Source organism: Microbacterium sp. 1.5R, assembly GCF_001889265.1.
GTDB lineage: Bacteria > Actinomycetota > Actinomycetes > Actinomycetales > Microbacteriaceae > Microbacterium.
In genome coordinates this window covers 1465508-1484830 of sequence record NZ_CP018151.1, presented here as the reverse complement: position 1 = coordinate 1484830, position 19323 = coordinate 1465508, and the positions used below count along the sequence as shown (strand labels likewise).

The following is a 19323-nucleotide window of genomic DNA, read 5'->3' as shown; positions in this document are numbered from 1 at the left end:
GGGTCTCATTTCGAGCCGTTCACTTTGTTTCCATAGCCGTTCAGCCTTTGTTTCTTGGTGGGTGCTGTTCGATGATCCGCGTGTCCAGATCGCTGGAGACGCGCAGTGCTCTCCCGAAAGCCCGGCGCCGCAGAGCGGCATCCACGCATTCCGGTGTCGGATGGACCCACGCGCCTCGCCCTGGCAGAACGGCGCGCTCATCGAGGATGAGGATGTCGTTCTGGGACACCACTCTGAGAAGAGCGGCGCGGGGAGCACGCGTGCGACAGCCGACGCACGTTCGTACGGGTTCCATCTTACACCTGTGTTCCCGTCCGACTCGCGCGGCTGGCGCGAGTCGGACGTGGCGAGCGGTCAGTCCAGGACGCTGTCCGGCTGGATGTCGATCTTCGCTCCGGTGAGCTTGGCAGCCAGACGGGCGTTCTGCCCCTCCTTGCCGATCGCGAGCGAGAGCTGATAGTCGGGCACGAGTGCACGCACGGCCCTGGTGTTCGCGTCGAGGATGAACGAGCTCGTGACCTTGGCGGGAGAGAGGGCGTTCGCGACGAACGCGGCGAGCTCCGGGTCGTGATCGACGATGTCGATCTTCTCGCCGGCCAGCTCCTCGGTGACGGCACGAACGCGTCGGCCCATCTCGCCGATGCAGGCGCCCTTCGCGTTGATCGCCGGGTCGTTCGCACGGACGGCGATCTTGGTGCGGTGGCCGGCCTCACGAGCCAGCGAGACGATCTCCACGAGACCTGCGGCGATCTCGGGCACCTCGAGCGCGAACAGCTTGCGGACGAGACCGGGGTGCGTGCGCGAGACGGTGATCTGCGGTCCCTTGAGACCCTTCGCGACGCTGGTCACGTAGACGCGGAGGCGCGACCCGTGGGTGTACTCCTCGCCCGGCACCTGCTCCTCCGGAGGAAGAATCGCCTCGACGGCTCCGAGATCGACGTGGATCATGCGGGGATTCGGTCCCTGCTGGATCACGCCGGCGACGATGTCGCCTTCCTTGTCCTTGAAGTCTCCCAGCACGACATCATCCGCGATGTCCCGCAGGCGCTGGCTGATGACCTGCTTGGCGGCGAAGGCCGCGATACGTCCGAAGTCATTCGGCGTCGCGTCCTCTTCGCCGATGATCGCGCCCTCTTCGTCCTTGACGACCTGCAGCACGGCGACGTGCCCGGTGCGACGATCGAGTTCGACGCGGACCCCCTCGGGGGTGGCGCCGTCGTCCGAGACGTGCTTGGAGTAGGCGGTCAGGATGGCCTGTTCGATGATCGAGACCAGCTCATCGAAGGGGATCGCCTTCTCCTTCTCGATCCCACGCAGCAGACTCAGTTCGATATCCATGACGACTCCCTATTCAGCTCTCGTCGCGCGGGTGTTCACGCGCGACATCCGTACCACGATACCCTGTGCCCACCGCCCGATGCCACGGAGGCGGCCGCACCGACGCGGTGCCGAGCGCGCAGGAGGACTCAGTGACGACGTACGACACCATCGTGATCGGGGCAGGGATGTCGGGTGTGACGGCGGCCCGCATGCTCGACGACGCCGGAGCCGACGTCATCGTCCTCGAGGCGAGGGATCGCGTCGGGGGCAGGATGCACACCGACCGCGCTGCGGGTTTTCCCGTCGATCGCGGTGCGTCATGGGTCCACGGCATCGACGACTCCCCGCTGTGGGATCTCGTGCAGGCGCTCGGCATCCCCACCCTCGAGTACACCGTCGGCAGCTTCCAGGCCGGAGGCAGGCCGATCGAGAACTTCGACGGGGAGGGCAGGGCGATGGATCCTGCGAGCACTTCTCAGTGGGTCGCCGATGTCGAGCAAGCAGATCGACTGTTGGCTGAGGAGATCACCCGGTCCTCCCCCGGCGACACCTATCTGGATGTCACGGAGCGCGCGCTCGACCGCTCGGGCTTCGAGCCGGAGCGCATCGATGAGGTCCGCGAGTTCTTCCGTCACCGCGTCGAGGAGCAGTGCGGTGCATGGGTCGGGGACCTCGACGCGCACGGGCTCGACGAGGATGCGATCGACGGCGACGAGGTCATCTTCCCGCGCGGCTACGATGAGCTCCCGCGTCGGATCGCCGCCGGTCTCGACATCCGACTCGGTCACGTCGTCACCCGCATCGAGCGGACCGACCGGGGCGTCACCGTGTCGACCCGGAACGGAGAGTTCTCGGCCCGCAACGCGCTGGTGACCGTGCCGCTCGGCGTGCTCAAGGCGGAGTCGATCGAGTTCGCCCCTCCGCTGCCCGACGCTGTCGGCGGACCGATCGCGCGACTGGGCATGGGAGTGTTCAACAAGGTGTTCATCCAGTTCCCGGAACGCTTCTGGCGCGAGGACAGCTACGTTCTCCGGGCGCTCGGCGAGGCCGGTGAGCACTGGCACTCCTGGTACGACGTCTCGGCGGTCAGCGGGATCCCGACGTTGCTGACCTTCGCCGCCGGCCCGTTCGGCCGCCGGATGCAGGATCTGTCGGATGAGGAGGTCGTCGCGGACGTCGTGAGCGCCCTGCGGTTCCTCTACCCGGATGCCGTCGGCGACCCCACCGCGCACTGGATCACGCGATGGGGACAGGACGAGTTCTCGAACGGGTCGTACTCGCATCTCGCGGTCGGCTCGTCACACCACGACCACGACGAGCTCGCGGGGCCGGTCGACGCAGTGCTGCACTTCGCCGGTGAGGCGACATGGGGCGACGAGCCGGCGACCGTGGGGGCCGCGTACTACTCGGGGCACCGCGCCGCTGAGCGCATTCTCGGTCGGTCGATCGACCTGGCGGAATTCGCGGCAGGCATCACAGCGCGGGAGCGGACTCCAGCGAGTTGATCGCGCCGATCAGACGGAACAGGTTGCCGACCTGTCGCTGGTCGAGATGCAGGGAGAGACGAGGAAGGTGCAGCAGATCGTCGTCTGCGACCTCCGGCGACCGCGGAGCTGTCCGTTCGATCCGTCCGCTCGCCAGCATCCCGGCGAACCGGTCGTTGAGATCCTCGAGCTCTTCGTCCGTCGGCTCTCCACGCAGTCTCAGCACGAGCGAGTCCCCCACCCAGCGCAGCGAGTCGTAGTTGCGCCAGAACCCGGCGATCACGGCGGCTGCCGACTCGACGGAGTCGGTGATGACCACGCGATCGAAGTCGCCCTCGGAGATCACCCCTGTCGGCGCCAGGTCCTCGTCGATGAATCGCTTGAGGCCGTTCCAGAACGTGCCTCCCGGCTCGTCGAGCAGCACGATCGGCGTCGGCTCGGCCTTTCCGGTCTGTTGGAGGGTCAGCAGCTCGAACATCTCGTCGAGGGTGCCGAATCCGCCAGGGAGACAGATGAAGCCGCTGGACTCCTTGATGAGCATGAGTTTGCGGGTGAAGAAGTACTTCATCGCCACCACATGCTCGCTCGCCGCGATCAGGCTGTTGGCCTTCTCCTCGAACGGCAGCCTGATCGACACGCCGAGCGAGAGCGCGGGGCCGGCACCTTCAGCGGCAGCCTGCATGATTCCCGGTCCTGCTCCGGTCACCACCATCCATCCGTCCGCTGCGAGAGCAGCCGCGACATCACGCGCCTGGACGTAGAGCGGATCGTCGTGGAGGGTACGCGCCGAGCCGAACACCGTGACCTTCGGCACCCCTTCGAACGGTGCGAACAAGCGGAAGGCGTCCCGCATCTCGGCGAGGGCGGCGGAGGCGATCTTGAGATCGAGGCGGTTCGTGCCGTCCTCCCCCAGCAGGACCGCTGTGCGCATCATGCGCATCACGAGCCTGCGATCGGTCTTGACCCCTGCTTCGTCGAGGACGTTGTTGATCTCGGCGCTCAGCGACGCCGTCAGCGGTTCGTCGGTCATGCCCTCAGCCTGTCATGAGAGCGCGTCGGGCGGGCCGCCGCAACGCCGCCCTCACCACGCTCACGTCCCCGTGTCAACGCCCGTGCCAAGTCAGGTCTCCTGCGGGACAGTGGCTGCATGACAGAGATCACTGGACCGGAAGCACTGGCACGCGTCACCGAACTCGTCGAGGACATCGACTTCACGATGCTGACGACCACCGACGACGACGGCAACCTCGTGAGCAGGCCGATGTCGACCCGGCAGATGGACGACGCCGGCGACATCTGGTTCTTCACCGCCGAAGACACCGAGAAGGTCGAGGAGGCGCGCGCCCATCGACAGGTCGGCCTCTCGTACTGCGACGCGAAGGGCATGCGATACGTGTCGGTGGCCGGCAACGCGTCCGTGGTGCACGACCGCGCGAAGATGGAAGAGCTCTATTCGCCCTCGCTCGACATCTGGTTCGAGGACGGTCTGGACACTCCCGGCATCGCACTTCTCAAGGTGACGCCGACGGTGACCGAGTTCTGGGAGCCCTCCAAGGGCAAGATCGCGATGGCGGCCGGCGCGCTCAAGGCCCTCGTGACCAAGGACACGCCCGATGACGACATCATGAACCACGGCCGGATCGTCTGCTGACGTCCGCTCCGAACGACAGAATGCCGCGCACCCGGTGAGGTGCGCGGCATTTCTCTGTCGTCGAGGTCAGCGCTGGGTCAGCTGATCGACGGCGTCGGCGACGGACACCGCGCTGCGATCCCCCGTGCGCCGGTCCCACAGCTCGACCTGACCGTCCGCGGCCCCTCGGCCGACGATGACGATCTGCGGAACGCCGACGAGCTCGGCGTCTCCGAACTTGACTCCGGGCGAGACCTTCGGGCGGTCGTCGTAGAGCACGTCGAGTCCGGCGGACTCGAGCTGAGCGGAGAGCTCAGCTGCCACGTCGAAGGCCACCTGGTCACGACCGGCAGCCACGACCTGCACGTCGAAGGGCGCGACCGATGCCGGCCAGATCAGACCCTTCTCGTCGTTGTTCAACTCGGCGATGATCGCCAGGATGCGCGTCACGCCGATGCCGTACGACCCCATCGTGACCGTGACGAGCTTGCCGTTCTCGTTGAGCACCTTGAGTCCGAGCGCGTCCGCGTACTTGCGACCCAGCTGGAACACGTGACCGATCTCCATTCCGCGCGCGAGCTCGACCGGACCGGAGCCGTCAGGAGCCGGATCGCCCGCGCGGACGTCGGCGATCTCGACGATGCCGTCGGCGAAGAAGTCACGTCCGGCGACAACCGAATGCGCGTGCTTCTCGTCGAGGTTCGCACCGGTGATCCAGCTCGTGCCCTCGCTCACACGGGGGTCGACCAGGTAGCGGATGCCGGTAGCCGATTCCTCGCCGAGCACAGCTCCCGTGGGCGACCAGGGGCCGATGTAGCCCTTGACGAGCAGCGGATTCTTCTCGAAGTCGTCTGCCGTGGCGGTCTCGACCTCGGCGGGCGCGAACGCGACCTCGGCCCGCTTCTCGTCGACCTCGCGGTCGCCGGGGATGCCGACGACGACGAGTTCACGGGTGCCGTCGAGGTGCGTGAGCGCGAGCACGACGTTCTTGAGCGTGTCCGCAGCCGTGTAGTCGCCGTCGAGGTGCACGTTCGAGTGCGCGACGAGCGTCTCGATCGTGGGCGTGTTCGGCGAGTCGAAGATCACCGGTGCCGCATCCGCGTCGAACGCGATGGCGTCGGGAACGGCGGTCGTGAATGCCTCCACATTGGCGGCGTATCCGCCGGCGCTGCGGACGAACGTGTCCTCGCCGACGGGAGTCGGGTGCAGGAATTCCTCGCTCCGCGAACCGCCCATCGCTCCGGCATCCGCCTGGACGATGACGTACTCGAGACCCAGGCGCTGGAAGATGCGCTCGTAGGCATCGCGCTGAGCCTGGTAGCTGAGATCGAGACCCTCATCGGAGGAATCGAACGAATAGGCGTCCTTCATCGTGAACTCGCGTCCGCGAAGCAGTCCTGCCCGCGGACGCGCCTCATCGCGGTACTTGTCCTGGATCTGGTAGAGCGTGAGGGGAAGATCCTTGTACGACGAGTACAGGTCCTTCACGAGCAGCGTGAAGGCCTCTTCGTGCGTCGGGGCGAGCAGGTAGTCGCCGCCCTTGCGGTCCTGGAGACGGAACAGCAGGTCGCCGTACTCGTCCCAGCGTCCGGTCGCCTCATACGACTCGCGGGGCATGAGAGCCGGGAAGTGCACCTCCTGTGCGCCTGCCGCGGCCATCTCCTCGCGGACGACGGTCTCGATCTTGGCCTTCACGCGGAGACCCAGCGGGAGCCACGCGAAGATACCGGCAGCCTGCGGCCGGATGTACCCGGCGCGGATCAGCAGCTTGTGGCTCGCGACCTCTGCGCCTGCAGGGTCTTCACGGAGCGTGCGGAGGAAGAATTTCGAAAGACGAGTGACCACCGGGCAAGTCTACTGACCGGTGGTCGCTCGTTTTCGCGATGCGTCAGTTGAGCGCGGGCAGGCCGTTCGGGATCACGCCGCCCGCGTAGAGGCTTGCCGCAAGATCCTGGACCGCGGTCAGGGCGACCCGCTGAGGGAGCGGGCCGTAGGAAATGCGGGCCACACCGAGCTTCTCGTACTCCGAGGCGGCGAGGGTGCCGGGGAGCCCGATGACGCTGAGCTTGCCCTCGCCGAGCCCCTCCACGAGCTGACGCGTGATGTTGGCGTCGAGCATGCCCGGAACGAAGACAGCCGTGGCGCCGGCGTCGAGGAACGCCCGGCCGCGCTGGATCGCATCGGCGATGCTCTCGGCGACAGGACGGTGGCCGGCGCGCACGAAAGCGTCGGTACGAGCGTTCAGAGCGAACGGAACACCCTCGGCCTCGGCGGCCTTGACGATGGCCTCGACGGCCGCGACCGACTCGTCGAACGGCTTCAGGCGGTCTTCGACGTTGGCACCCACCACGCCGGCGCCGATCGCGAGTCGCGTGGTCTCTCCTGCGTCGCCGTATCCGTCGTCGAGGTCGGCGGTCACCGGAACGGAGACGGATGCGGCGATGCGGCCGACCATGTCGATCATGATGTCGCGGGTGATGGTGCCGTCCTCGAAGCCGAACGAGGCGGCGATGCCGTGTCCGGCCGTCGCGATCGCCCTCGTCTCGGGAAGCTTCGCGACGGCGCGGGCGGACACGACGTCCCACACGTTCACGACGCGGAGGATCTCCGGAGCTTCGTAGAGTCCGATCAGGGTCTGGGCTTTCGCAGCAGTGGTCATGTCCCCACGCTAACGCCCAGTATTCCGGTCAGGGCCGGACGGACACGCGAATCTCAGGTTCCGGGTGGTGCGCATCGCTGCGGCTGACGGCTCGGCCACTCGGCTCCCGCGGTGCTGCCCCGACGGCACCGGCTCGCGAAAGCGAAGGATCTAGTGTGGGGTCATGCCTCAGCGCCGATCCCACGTTGCTCCGTCAGCCGCGCAGACCGAGCTCGCCGTCGCGCTCGCCACCCTGCGGGAATCTCTGGGCGCCCCCACGGACTTCCCTGCGGCGGTCCTGGCGGAGGCTGCAGCCTCGGATGCTGCCACCCCAGAGCTCGATCTGCGCGACATCCCGTTCGCCACCCTGGATCCGCTCGGGTCGCGCGACCTCGACCAGGCCTTCCACCTCGAGCGCCGGGAATCCGGCTACACCGTCCGCTACGCGATCGCCGATGTACCCGCTTTCGTGCGACCGGGCGGCGCTGTCGATGCGGAAGCCCGTCGGCGAGGTCAGACCCTGTATGCAGCGGACGGCACGATCCCGTTGCATCCGAAGGTGTTGAGCGAGGATCGTGCGTCACTGCTGGCCGATGTGGATCGCCCCGCGCTCGTCTGGACCTTCGCGTTGGATTCCGCGGGAGTCGTCGAGGAGTTCCGGCTCGAACGAGCGCTGATCCGCTCGCGCGCGCAGCTCGACTACGCCAGCACGCAGGCGGCACTCGATCAGGGCGAGGCGGGTCCCGCCGAGCTCCTGCCGGAGATCGGCGCGCTCCGCATCGCGCAGGAGAAGCTGCGGGGCGGTGCGAGCCTGAACCTGCCGGACGAAGAGGTCGTGCGGGGCGTCGACGGAACCTTCGCCATCGAACGCCGGCATCCGCTTCCTGTCGAGGAATGGAATGCTCAGCTGTCGCTCATGACGGGCATGGCAGCCGCGTCGCTCATGATCGACGCAGGCATCGGGATCCTGCGGACGATGCCCCAGCCCGATGAGAAGTCGTTCGAGGCGTTCCGCCACCAGACCGAGGCCCTCGGCCGGCCGTGGACGACCGGCAGGTATGGTGACTACCTCCGCGAGCTGGACCGCGAAGACCCCATGACCCTCCCGATCCTCGAAGCTGCGGCGTCCCTGTTCCGCGGAGCGGGGTATGTGACCTTCGACGGCCCGGTACCGCCCGACACGGAACAGGCGGCGATCGCCGCCCCCTACGCTCATGCCACCGCACCATTGCGGCGTCTCGTCGACCGCTGGTCGCTCACTGTCTGCCTCGCCGCATCCGAGGGTCGCGAGGTTCCGGGCTGGGTGCGCGAGTCCCTCGCCGAGCTTCCTGCACTGATGCAGGAGTCCGGCCAGCGTGCCTCCCGACTCGATTCCGCGACGATCAACTGCGTCGAGGCTGCGCTGATGACACCGCTGGTCGGCGCATCCGTCGACGCGACCGTCATCGAGATGCGCGGTGAGCGCGCGACCGTCCAGATCGCCGATCCCGCCGTGACGGCCTCCGCCCCTGTGCCGCCCGACACCGTCCCCGGCGCGATCGTGCGCCTCCGTGTCGAGCGGGTGGACGTCACCCGAGGTGAGATCGAGTTCGCCGTCTGACTCTCTCGGAACACACGCGGAGGGACGCTACGCTGGCGGCGTGGACCACCTCGCCATCGCTGAACGATTCGTCGACGCTCACTATCCCGGGCAGACGTCGCGGTAGTGGCGGGGAGCACCGCGCGCGGTGAGCGGACGCCATCGAGCGACATCGATCTGCTGCTTCTCGGCGACCGCCTCTTCGCGGTCGAGGAGCAGACGAGTGAGGCCTCGACGCACGAGTTCGAGGGCGAGATCTTCGAGGTCTTCGCATACACCCCGGCGGGATTCGACGAGTGGGCCGACCGCGGCGTCGCACAGCATCGACCGGTGACGGTGCACATGCTCGTCGAAGGCATCGCGATCCGAGACGACGGTCGCCTCTCCGCGCTGCGCGCTCGATGGCGGAGCGTGCTCGACGACGGCCCCTCCCTGAGCGCGAAGGAGTCCGCCTTTCGCCGATACGTCATCACCGATGTGCTCGACGATCTCAGGGATGCGACGGATGCGCTGGAGCAGCAGGTCGAGGCCACCGTCCTGTTCGAGAGGATGGCGGAGCTCATGCTGTTGAGCGAAGGACGCTGGACGGCGACGGGCAAGTGGCTTCCGCGACGGCTTCGGAGCCTCAGTCGCGAGCGTGCCGACCTCCTGAGCACCCCTCTGCTCGCGCGGGACTACGCCGCCTTCGCCGCCCGGGTCGAGGACGAGCTCATCCGCGCGGGCGGCCGGGTGCAGAGCGGCTTCGTGCGCTGAGCGGGGCTCAGGATGCGGGCACGGCCCGCGTCGTCATGACCAGCAGCTGCGGATCGGTCAGGTCGAGTGTCACTGAGATCGAGACGAACTCGGCGAGGGACGCCACGTGCGTGCCGCCGCAGAGGATCTCGGCCGTGCCCTCCGGCAGGTCGCAGTGCCAAGTACGGCGGTCCACGATCGTCGGGCCTTCGGTCACCACCCTGCTCGATGCGCCGGAGGCCACCCATTCGGCCAGCTGAGCGTTGATCGCCGCCTCGCGCTCAGCGAGCGTCGTCGCGAAGGTCTCCGTGTCGAAGCCTGCCCGGCGCAGGCTCTTTCCCAGTCGGTATTCGTCCACAGCACCGTCGACGTGGATGCGGCTGGACTGATTGGCCTTCCCCTCGAAGTTCGGGTTGCCCAGAGCATCCTCGCCCGGGTCCTTTCGCCAGAGGTCGGCGAGAGCCAGGTCGAGCGCCAACGACGCGAGGTGGCAGGCCGTATGTCCGCGGCTGAGACCAGCCCGCCGGGACGAATCGACCGCCAGCTCGACACGTGCGCCCTCGACCAGCCAGGACGGGGCCTCCCCCTCCAGCGGATGACCGACGAGCCATGTCCATCCCTCGGCGCCGCGCTTCACCGGGATGTCGGATGCTACGGCGAACTCGCCCTCGTCGGAGACCGCTGCCATCACAGCCTCGGAGACGCGGACACTCGAACCGTCCTGCGCGATCTCGCCGCCGTCTCCCGGCTGATCGGGCCAGGTGTGGTCGACGGGGTGGAAGGGCGTCGCGTCGACGACGACGACGACACCCGCGGGAGTCGACTCGACTCGCGCGACGGTGCTCGAACCCGAGACGTCGCCACCGGCGAAGGACACGACAGTTGACGAGGACATGGAGCTCCTTGAGGTGTGCTGGATGGTCGCCGTCCCCGCCGACAGGACCCGCTTTCGAGTCCGAGCGAGGGAACGCTCCGCGGTCAGACCGTGACGACCTGCGCGGTGCCGAGAGGCGCTTCCGGCCCCATGTCGGCCGCGATGCGGTTCGCCTCTTCGATGAGCGTCGCGACGATGTCGGCCTCCGGCACGGTCTTGATGACCTCGCCCTTGACGAAGATCTGTCCCTTGCCGTTGCCCGAGGCGACCCCGAGGTCAGCCTCCCGCGCCTCGCCGGGACCGTTCACGACGCATCCCATGACGGCGACGCGCAGCGGCACCGTCATGTCTTTGAGACCCTCGGTCACGTTCTCGGCGAGCGTGTACACGTCGACCTGCGCGCGCCCGCACGAGGGGCACGAGACGATCTCGAGCTTGCGCTCTCGCAGGTTCAGCGACTGCAGGATCTGGTGACCGACCTTGACCTCCTCGGCCGGCGGTGCGGACAGTGAGACGCGGATGGTGTCTCCGATGCCCTCACCGAGCAGGATGCCGAACGCCGTGGCGCTCTTGATCGTGCCCTGGAACGCCGGACCGGCCTCAGTCACACCGAGGTGCAGCGGCCAGTCGCCCCGCTCGGCGAGCAGGCGGTAGGCCTTCACCATGACGATCGGGTCGTTGTGCTTGACCGAGATCTTGAAATCGTGGAAGTCGTGCTCCTCGAACAGCGACGCCTCCCAGACGGCACTCTCGACGAGGGCCTCAGCCGTCGCCTTGCCGTACTTGGTGAGGATGCGCCGGTCGAGCGACCCGGCATTGACACCGATCCGCAGAGAGACACCCGCGGCCTTGGCCGCCTCCGCGATCTTGCCGACGTTGCCGTCGAACTCCCGGATGTTCCCGGGGTTCACACGCACGGCGCCGCATCCCGCATCGATGGCGGTGTAGATGTAGCGCGGCTGGAAGTGGATGTCGGCGATCACCGGGATCTGGCTCTTCATGGCGATGATCTTCAACGCGTCGGCGTCGTCCTGATGAGGGACGGCGACACGGACGATCTCGCATCCGGACGCGGTCAGCTCGGCGATCTGCTGGAGGGTCGCGTTGATGTCCGTCGTCTTCGTCGTCGTCATGGACTGCACGGTGACGGGAGCGTCACCACCCACGAGCACCTTGCCCACCTTGATCTGGCGAGACTTGCGGCGCGGGGCGAGGACTTCGGGGATCTTCGGCATCCCAAGATTCACTGCTGGCACAACCCCCAGCCTACGCCGCCTGAATGCACACAGGCTGGATGTCGCCCGGCTCGGATGCGCGTCATACGACCGGGAACGCGGCGTTCGGTGTGATAGTTTTCAGCCCATGCTCGCGAACTTCACCTGGTGGCCCGCCTCTTAGGCGGTGTGTTCGCGTTCCCACGAATCCAGACCGCCTCCGGGGCGGTCTTTTCGTTGAGCCGAGCCGGAGCCACGCACAGGAGACACCGATGACCCTCTCACGTCTTGCCGAGCTCACCGCAGATCCCACGGCCTCGTTCGTGCTGATCGCCCGCGACGGCGCCGACACCGTCGAGCTGCTCACAGGCGAGGTCGTCGACGTCGACCTGCTCGCCGACATCCCGCTCACGATCGAGGGCACCCCCCGCGAGATCTTCGCCATGGTGCCGTACCGCCAGGTGCGCGAGCGCGGGTTCGTCGCCCAAGACGACGGCGCGCCGCTGCGATGCATCGTGGTCGACGAGCATCTGCATCTCCCGGCTTCCGAACTGGTCGCCGAACTCCCTTCCGCCCCTGTCCCCCTTCGTGACGGCGGCTTCGACATCGCCGACGACGACTACGCCCGGATCGTCGAGACCGTGATCGCCGACGAGATCGGACGGGGCGAGGGCGCGAACTTCGTGATCCGCCGCGACTTCACCGCAGAGATCGACGTCGACGACCGAGCCGCGGCCCTCACCTGGTTCCGCGCCCTGCTCACGCACGAACGCGGCGCCTACTGGACCTTCGCGGTCGTCACGCCCGGACACATCGCCGTCGGCGCGAGCCCCGAGGCGCATGTCGTCGCGCGAGGCGGCGTCGTCACCATGAACCCGATCTCGGGCACCTTCCGCCACCCGGCCGGCGGAGCGACTCGGGACACCCTGGTGGACTTCCTCTCGTCGACCAAGGAGACCGAGGAGCTCTTCATGGTCGTGGACGAGGAGCTCAAGATGATGAGCGCCGTCTGCTCCGACGGTGGGCGCATCACCGGCCCGCATCTGAAGGAGATGTCCCGCCTCACGCATACGGAGTACATGCTCCGCGGGCGCAGCACGCTCGACCCGCGGGACATCCTGCGCGAGACGATGTTCGCGCCGACGGTGACGGGCTCGCCGATGCAGAACGCATGCGCGGTGATCCGCCGGCACGAGAAGAAGCCCCGCGGATACTACTCGGGCGTCGCCGCACTGTTCACTCCGAACGTCGACGGTGGTCACGATCTCGACGCCCCGATCCTCATCCGAACCGTGTACCTGCAGAACGGATCGCTCAGCGTTCCGGTGGGTGCGACCCTGGTTCGGCACTCGGATCCCCACGGCGAGGTGTCGGAGACGCATGGCAAGGCCGCTGGAGTGCTCGGCGCGATCGGAGCGATCGACCGAGACCGCGTCGCCGAAGCCCGCGACGACGCGGACGCCCCGGGTCGGCCGCAGACGCTTGCCGACGACCCCGCGGTCTCGGAGCTCCTCTCCTCCCGCAATGCGCGGCTCGCGGACTTCTGGTTGAATCCGCAGGGCGACGACCTGAGCGGTCCTTTCGCCGGGCGATCGGCGATCGTCGTCGATGCAGAGGATCGTTTCACCACGATGCTGGCGCATCAGCTGCGCCATCTGGGACTCGACGTCGCGATCCGCGCCTGGAGCGACGCCGACGACGCGGAGCTCGATGCGGCCGACCTCGTTGTCGCGGGTCCGGGCCCCGGCGACCCCCGTGACGTCGAGAGCGACCGCATCACTCGACTGCGTGAGGTCGTGTCCCGACGTGTCGACGCCGAGGCGCCACTGCTCGCGGTGTGCCTGAGCCACCAGATCCTCAGTGATCGCTTCGGCATCGAACTGACACCCCTCACGGCGCCCCACCAGGGGCTGCAGAAGGCGGTGCCCGTGTTCGGCGAGAACGCCTCGATCGGCTTCTACAACACCTTCACCGCCAGGGTTGCTCCGGGCACGACGTCGATCGGCTCGGTCGAGGTGTCGGCAGACCCGGAATCAGGCGACGTCTATGCGCTTCGCGGCGACCGCTTCGCGTCGGTGCAGGGGCACCTGGAATCGATCCTGTCCCGCGACGGCATCCGCACTCTCGAGCGCCTGGTCACGCACGCGCTCAGCTGATCCTCGACCGGGCGCAGTCCGGTGGATCGGCCGCACCGGCCGCTCAACCTCCGAAGAGCTTCACGGGGTTGAACACGTCGGCGAGGAGCAGCACGGCCCCCATCGCGATGAGAAGCGTGGCGACGACGACCGTGAGCGGCACGAGCCTGGTCGCGTCGACGGGCGCGGGCGGCGGACGACGGAACAGCTTCGCCCAGGCGCGCCTGATGCCGTCCCACAGGGCGACCACGACATGACCGCCGTCGAGCGGCAGGAGCGGAATCAGGTTGAACACGAACAGGGCCACGTTCAGGGAGCCGAGAAGTCCGAGAAGCACGGAGAACCGATTGAGGACCGGCGCATCGGTCGCCGCGACCTCACCGGCGATGCGTCCGACCCCGACGACGCTCAGGGGTCCATTCGGGTCCCGCTCCGAACCGGTGACCAGTGAGACGCCCACGTCCCAGATCCGAACGGGAAGGGTGACGATCATCGACCCCACGCGGGCGACGGTGTCCGCGGCCATCTGGGGGCCGGCGGAGAGCGGCTGCGGCACGAAGCCCATCTGAGCGGCCATACCCACGTAGCCGACCTCTCGCACGACGGGTTGCCCGTCGTCGTCGAGGACGGGCTGCCCACTCGCATCCGTGATGGTGCGCTCAGCTTCGATAGGCGTGATGCTGAGCGTCTCCTCGGCACCGTCCCGCAGCACCACCATCTCCAGGGTCTCGCCCGGCGCCGCCTGCACGATGGCCGTCGCCTGAGCGAACGTCGACACCGGCTGCCCGTCCACGGACACGAGCACGTCGCCCGGGAGGATCCCGGCTTCTGCCGCGGGCGTGGCCGGATCGTCCGGCGTGCATTCGGTCGCCGATGAGCCGGCGGGGAGCACGCACTCGTTCACCGAAGCGATCGTCGTGGTTCCCTGCTGGACGCCGATCCCGGAGACGAGGACGGTGAAGATCACGACCGCGAGGATCAGATTCATCAGCGGACCGCCGAGCATCACGATGACCCGCTTCCACACGGGAAGCCGGTAGAAGACGCGGTCCTCAGCACCCTCGGCGATCGTCTCGTCATTCGCCGTCCGTGCGTCCTGGACGAGAGCGCTGAACACCCCTTTCGCAGGCCCCGATGCGGCGGAAGCCGGGTACATCCCCGACATCGAGATGAAGCCACCGAGCGGCAGCAGCTTGAACCCGTACTCGGTCTCGCCGATTCGCTTGGACCAGATCCTCGGACCGAAGCCGATCATGTACTGGCCGACGCGCACGCCGAACAGCTTGGCCGGCAGGAGATGTCCGACCTCGTGCAGACCGATCGACAGACCGAGGCCGATCAGCATGAACACGATGCCGGCCAGATAGAGCAGTGCTTCCACTCCCCCAAGCTAGTGCTCGACGCCTAGGAATACGCCCCGAGAGCTGCACGGGGCGACCGCCTCGCACGGTTAGGCTTGTCCCGTGACCTCCCGCCAGCTGCGACTTCTGCGCGCAGCGACGGCATCCGGTGCTGCGACTCTCGTCGCCGCCGCATCGCACACCACCGCTGGCGGGGCCGCGCCGCATCCGCTCCTCGTGGTCGCCGTGGCGATCCTCCTGGTCCCGCTCGCCGCGCTGCTCATCGGCGTAGGGATGTCTCGCGCGCGGATCGCTCTGACGGTGCTGATCAGCCAGGGGCTCTTCCACCTGGTGTTCCAGCTGCTCGGCACGCCGACCGGAACGGCGGCACCGGCGGGACATCAGCACCACCTCGATCTCGCCGCTCTGGGCCCGGTGGTCGCGACGACCGCCCCCGATTCCCTCATGCTCATCGGCCACGTCGCCGCGGCGATCCTCACCACTGCGCTGCTGTGTCACGGCGAATCGTCGGTGCGGGCCATCGCCGGATGGGTGCAGGCTCGCCTTCGTCACGCGGTCGCCGTGTTCCGGCCTCTGTCCGAGCACCCCGCGCTCCCCGTGTTCGCGATCCGGCTGCCGGATCAGGACCTTCTCGCTGCGTCGGTCTCCCGCCGCGGACCTCCCGCACTCGTCTGATCTCGCATCGCCTCCCCGAGGCGTTTCCCCTTCCCGCGGACGACGCGCACACCGACGCGCCCGCAGATCAGCACACAGGAGTACCACCATGCGTTCCACCAACACCCGCACCACCCGTCGCAACGTCACCGCAGGCCTCATCGGGGGTGCCATCCTCGCACTCGCCATCCCCGCCATGGCCAGCGCGCACGTCAGCGTCAGCCCCGACGAGCTGACTGCAGGAGACCACGGTGTTCTGACCTTCTCGTTCGCGCACGGCTGCGAGAACTCTCCGACCACCTCGCTGAAGGTCACGATGCCGGAGGGGCTCGCGTCGGTCGCGCCCACCATGGACAGCGACTGGACGATCGACGTCGAGAAGGGCGACGACGGACTCGTCAGCGCCGTGACGTACACCGCCGTCACACCGGTGCCCAACGACCTGCGCGGAGCGGTCAGCATGGCGGTCGGCCTCGACGAGAACACACCCGCTTCTCTCGCTTTCCCCGTGATCCAGACCTGCGTCGAAGGCAGCACCGAATGGACACAGCTCGCGGAGGACGGCGAGGACCCGCACAGCCTCGACGCGCCCGCTCCCGTGGTCGAGGTGACCGCGGCCGCTGCCGGCGGGCACGGCGAGCATGACTCTGCCGAAGATGCGGGAGATGCAGACTCCGCCGTTGCGGACGCGGCCGACGATGCGGGATCCGCGAGTGCGGTCGGCACGGCGCTGGGCGCAGGCGGCCTCGTCGCCGGCATCGCCGCGCTCGTGGTCTCAGTACTGGCGTACCGCCGCGCGGCGTGACGCGCCGGCACGTCTCCCCGATCGCATGCGGCCGGGGAGACGTGCCGCACCCGGTCATCGCGCCGCGGGCGTGAGATCATGAAAGGGACATGTCGATTGAACAACAACCGAGCCTGCCTCCCGTGCTCCGCCCCGCGAACCCGCCCCGGCGTGAGCTGTCCGAACTCGCCTCTCGATTCGCACGAGACGTCCGTGGCGAGGTGACCGGTGTCACCCTGTCCGGCATCACCCTGGCCACCGCCGATCTCCGCCCCGGCGAGGCGTTCGTCGCGATCCGAGGCGTGAACCGCCACGGCGCCGATTTCGCGGTCACCGCCGCGGAGAAGGGCGCTGTCGCGATCATCACGGATGAGGACGGCGCCGAGATCGCCGAACCCGCGGGCCTGCCCGTGCTCGTGGTGGACGACCCGCGCGCAGTCCTCGGCGCCCTCAGCGCCTGGGTCTACGGCACCGGCGCAGGCGAGCCGCTCCCGCTGCTGTTCGCGACGACCGGGACGAACGGCAAGACGAGTGTCTCGCACCTCCTCGAGGGCATCCTCGACCAGCTCGGCGTCGTCACCGGACTCTCATCGACCGCCGAACGACACATCGCCGGCGAGGTGATCGTGTCGAGACTCACCACTCCTGAGGCATCCGAGATGCACGCGCTCCTCGCCTTGATGCGCGAGCGCGATGTCGAAGCCGTGGCCGTCGAGGTCAGCGCGCAGGCGCTCTCACGTCATCGCGTCGACGGCATCCGCTTCGACGTCGCCGGCTTCACCAACCTCAGCCATGACCACCTCGACGACTACGTCGACATGGAGGAGTACTTCGAGGCGAAGCTGCCGCTCTTCCGTCCGGATCGAGCGACCCGCGCAGTGGTATGCCTCGATTCCCCGTCGGGCGCCACGGTCGTTCAGCGCTCGGAGATCCCCGTGGTCACCGTCGGCACGCCCTCCATCGCCGCCGACCCCGATGCCGCGGCCCGTGCCGACTGGGTCGTCGCGATCGACGACGAACGCGCGTCCGGCACCACGTTCACTCTCACCGGCCCGGCCGGCAGGCTCACGACGACGGTTCCCGTGATCGGTCCGCACATGGCCGCGAACGCAGCACTCGCCATCGTGATGCTGCTCGAGGGCGGCTACGCCTGGGATCGAATCGCCACGGCACTCGACCGCGACGGTGGCATTCTGGCGCACCTTCCCGGTCGCACCCAGCTCGTCTCCGGCGACTCCGGCCCGGTCGTCTTCGTCGACTTCGGGCACTCCCCCGACGCGTTCGAGAAGACGCTCGCCGCGGTCCGCCGTGTCACACCGGGCAAGGTGCTGATGCTCTTCGGCGCCGATGGCGACCGCGATGCCAGCAAGCGCTACGACATGGCGCGCACGGCCGTCGAGGGCAGCGACATCCTCGTCGTCACGGACCACCACCCCCGTTTCGAAGACCCCGACTCGATCAGAGCCACTCTCGTGGCCGGCGCACGCGCCGCGCGCCCGGACGCGCAGATCCATGAGTACTCGCCTCCCGAGACGGCCATCGTGGCGGCCGTGGGCCTGGTCGGCGAAGGCGACTCGATCCTGTGGGCGGGACCCGGCCACCAGGACTATCGCGACATCCGGGGCGTTCGCACGCCGTACTCGGCCCGCGAGCTGGCGCGTCGTGCCCTCCGAGCAGCCGGATGGCCCGTGCCCGATTCGCACTGGCCGGTCCCCTACCCGGACGAGGACTGAACCGGGCGCGGATGCCGTCGACGACCGCATCCGCGCCCGGGTCGACCGCGCGGCCTGGGCGGAATACCGCCCAGAACCGTTCAGTCAGGCTCGAGCGATGAGCTGGTCGGCTTTGCGGCGCGCCCACTCCTCGGCATCCGCCAGCGACTCGACCGTCAGCGTCTGCGGGGGCTCGTGGGAGTCGACGACCCGAGAGATCGTGTCGACGATCCCGAGGAACGGCAGACGACCCTCGTGGAAGGCATCGACGGCCTGCTCGTTGGCCGCGTTGTAGACCGCAGGGAAAGTGGCAGCCGCACGGCCGACGGACTTCGCGAGATCAACCGCCGGGAACGCGACGTTGTCGAGCGGCTCGAAGGTCCAGGAGGTCGCCTGAGTCCAGTCGAGCGGGCGACCGACGCCGCCCACACGGCTCGGCCAGTCGAGACCCAGCGAGATCGGCAGACGCATGTCGGGCGGGGACGCCTGAGCGATCGTCGAGCCGTCGATGAATTCGACCATCGAATGCACGATGGACTGCGGGTGCACCACGACCTCGATGTCGTCGTAGGCGACATCGAACAGCAGGTGCGCCTCGATCACCTCGAGTCCCTTGTTCACGAGCGTCGCGGAGTTCGTCGTAACCATCCGGCCCATGTCCCAGGTGGGGTGCGCGAGCGCTTCCTGCGGCGCGACATCGAGCATCTGATCACGCGAACGGCCGCGGAACGGACCACCGGATGCCGTCACGACCAGGCGGCGCACCTCGGCGTGCGTGCCGCTTCGCAGCGCCTGGGCGAGCGCCGAGTGCTCGGAGTCGACCGGGACGATCTGGTCAGGGGCAGCTGCTGCGCGCACCAACTCGCCTCCGACGACGAGGGACTCCTTATTCGCGAGAGCGAGCGTTCTTCCAGCCTTCAGCGCCGCGAGAGTGGCGCCGAGTCCGATCGATCCGGTGATCGCGTTGAGAACGACGTCAGCCTCGACGTCACGCACGAGCTGCTCGGCCTCGGTCGCGCCGAGCGCGATGTTCTCGACCCCGAAAGCGGCAGCCTGCTCTGCGAGCATCTCGGCATTCGTTCCGGCCGCAAGTCCGACGAGTTCGAAGCGACGTGGATTCGCCCGGATGACGTCGAGCGCCTGTGTGCCGATGGAGCCGGTGGAGCCGAGGACGATGATGCGACGCATGCCGCCAGCCTATGGCAA

17 protein-coding genes are annotated in these 19323 nt (G+C 68.1%); 8 read left to right on the top strand and 9 right to left on the bottom strand.

Annotated features, from left to right (window positions below):
* Nucleotides 1–40: 40 nt before the first annotated feature.
* Nucleotides 41–295, bottom strand: a complete 255-nt coding sequence (locus tag BMW26_RS06910) for a YlxR family protein (RefSeq protein ID WP_072591126.1) — start codon at nucleotides 293–295, stop codon at nucleotides 41–43.
* Nucleotides 296–354: 59 nt separating this feature from the next.
* Entirely contained in the window at nucleotides 355–1338 is a 984-nt protein-coding gene (gene nusA / locus BMW26_RS06905; protein WP_053095786.1) for a transcription termination factor NusA, read from the bottom strand.
* 131 nt (nucleotides 1339–1469) lie between these two features.
* Here nusA and BMW26_RS06900 point away from each other — a divergent pair, with 131 nt between their 5' ends.
* Nucleotides 1470–2825, top strand: coding sequence for a flavin monoamine oxidase family protein (locus tag BMW26_RS06900; protein ID WP_072592263.1), 1356 nt, complete (start codon nucleotides 1470–1472; stop codon nucleotides 2823–2825).
* Here the strand turns inward: BMW26_RS06900 and BMW26_RS06895 are convergent.
* Nucleotides 2794–3834, bottom strand: a complete 1041-nt coding sequence (locus BMW26_RS06895; protein ID WP_053095785.1) for a TIGR00730 family Rossman fold protein — start codon at nucleotides 3832–3834, stop codon at nucleotides 2794–2796. The two genes, BMW26_RS06900 and BMW26_RS06895, sit on opposite strands and share 32 nt — an antisense overlap.
* A gap of 117 nt (nucleotides 3835–3951) precedes the next feature.
* On the opposite strand from BMW26_RS06895, the gene BMW26_RS06890 reads away from it, so the two are divergent.
* Nucleotides 3952–4455 carry a pyridoxamine 5'-phosphate oxidase family protein gene (locus BMW26_RS06890; RefSeq protein ID WP_053095784.1) on the top strand — a complete coding sequence of 168 codons (504 nt, stop codon included), beginning with the start codon at nucleotides 3952–3954 and terminating at the stop codon, nucleotides 4453–4455.
* Between the two features lie 66 nt (nucleotides 4456–4521).
* Here BMW26_RS06890 and BMW26_RS06885 read toward each other — a convergent pair whose 3' ends face one another.
* Nucleotides 4522–6279: a proline--tRNA ligase gene (locus BMW26_RS06885; RefSeq protein ID WP_056278438.1), complete on the bottom strand. Its 1758-nt coding sequence runs from the start codon at nucleotides 6277–6279 to the stop codon at nucleotides 4522–4524.
* Nucleotides 6280–6322: 43 nt separating this feature from the next.
* Nucleotides 6323–7093, bottom strand: coding sequence for an isocitrate lyase/PEP mutase family protein (locus BMW26_RS06880; protein ID WP_072591125.1), 771 nt, complete (start codon nucleotides 7091–7093; stop codon nucleotides 6323–6325).
* 163 nt (nucleotides 7094–7256) lie between these two features.
* Between BMW26_RS06880 and BMW26_RS06875 the strand changes: the two genes are divergently transcribed.
* Together BMW26_RS06875 and BMW26_RS06870 are read left to right on the top strand one after the other, a co-directional pair.
* Nucleotides 7257–8672, top strand: a complete 1416-nt coding sequence (locus tag BMW26_RS06875) for an RNB domain-containing ribonuclease (RefSeq protein WP_072591124.1) — start codon at nucleotides 7257–7259, stop codon at nucleotides 8670–8672.
* Between the two features lie 105 nt (nucleotides 8673–8777).
* On the top strand, nucleotides 8778–9404 hold the full coding sequence (locus tag BMW26_RS06870; protein ID WP_072591123.1) for a nucleotidyltransferase domain-containing protein: 627 nt from the start codon (nucleotides 8778–8780) through the stop codon (nucleotides 9402–9404).
* A gap of 7 nt (nucleotides 9405–9411) precedes the next feature.
* On the opposite strand, the gene BMW26_RS06865 is transcribed toward BMW26_RS06870, so the two are convergent.
* Nucleotides 9412–10278 carry a hypothetical protein gene (locus BMW26_RS06865; protein WP_072591122.1) on the bottom strand — a complete coding sequence of 289 codons (867 nt, stop codon included), beginning with the start codon at nucleotides 10276–10278 and terminating at the stop codon, nucleotides 9412–9414.
* Between the two features lie 83 nt (nucleotides 10279–10361).
* The gene (gene ispG, locus BMW26_RS06860; protein WP_187249498.1) at nucleotides 10362–11513 is read right to left on the bottom strand and encodes a flavodoxin-dependent (E)-4-hydroxy-3-methylbut-2-enyl-diphosphate synthase; all 1152 of its coding nucleotides are present in this window, start codon (nucleotides 11511–11513) and stop codon (nucleotides 10362–10364) included.
* Nucleotides 11514–11743: 230 nt separating this feature from the next.
* Between ispG and BMW26_RS06855 the strand changes: the two genes are divergently transcribed.
* Nucleotides 11744–13627 carry a chorismate-binding protein gene (locus BMW26_RS06855; protein ID WP_072591121.1) on the top strand — a complete coding sequence of 628 codons (1884 nt, stop codon included), beginning with the start codon at nucleotides 11744–11746 and terminating at the stop codon, nucleotides 13625–13627.
* A 43-nt stretch (nucleotides 13628–13670) separates the two neighbouring features.
* On the opposite strand, the gene BMW26_RS06850 is transcribed toward BMW26_RS06855, so the two are convergent.
* Nucleotides 13671–14987: a M50 family metallopeptidase gene (locus BMW26_RS06850; RefSeq protein ID WP_150115054.1), complete on the bottom strand. Its 1317-nt coding sequence runs from the start codon at nucleotides 14985–14987 to the stop codon at nucleotides 13671–13673.
* Between the two features lie 82 nt (nucleotides 14988–15069).
* Here BMW26_RS06850 and BMW26_RS06845 point away from each other — a divergent pair, with 82 nt between their 5' ends.
* The 3 genes from BMW26_RS06845 to BMW26_RS06835 all read left to right on the top strand — a co-directional run bounded on the left by BMW26_RS06845 (nucleotide 15070) and on the right by BMW26_RS06835 (nucleotide 18138).
* A complete protein-coding gene (locus tag BMW26_RS06845) occupies nucleotides 15070–15642 on the top strand; it encodes a hypothetical protein (RefSeq protein WP_072591120.1) in 573 nt (190 codons plus the stop codon).
* Nucleotides 15643–15730: 88 nt separating this feature from the next.
* Nucleotides 15731–16426, top strand: a complete 696-nt coding sequence (locus BMW26_RS06840; protein ID WP_072591119.1) for a YcnI family copper-binding membrane protein — start codon at nucleotides 15731–15733, stop codon at nucleotides 16424–16426.
* 89 nt (nucleotides 16427–16515) lie between these two features.
* Entirely contained in the window at nucleotides 16516–18138 is a 1623-nt protein-coding gene (locus tag BMW26_RS06835) for a Mur ligase family protein (RefSeq protein ID WP_072591118.1), read from the top strand.
* An 84-nt stretch (nucleotides 18139–18222) separates the two neighbouring features.
* Here BMW26_RS06835 and dxr read toward each other — a convergent pair whose 3' ends face one another.
* Nucleotides 18223–19305 carry a 1-deoxy-D-xylulose-5-phosphate reductoisomerase gene (gene dxr / locus BMW26_RS06830; protein ID WP_072591117.1) on the bottom strand — a complete coding sequence of 361 codons (1083 nt, stop codon included), beginning with the start codon at nucleotides 19303–19305 and terminating at the stop codon, nucleotides 18223–18225.
* Nucleotides 19306–19323: the final 18 nt, after the last annotated feature.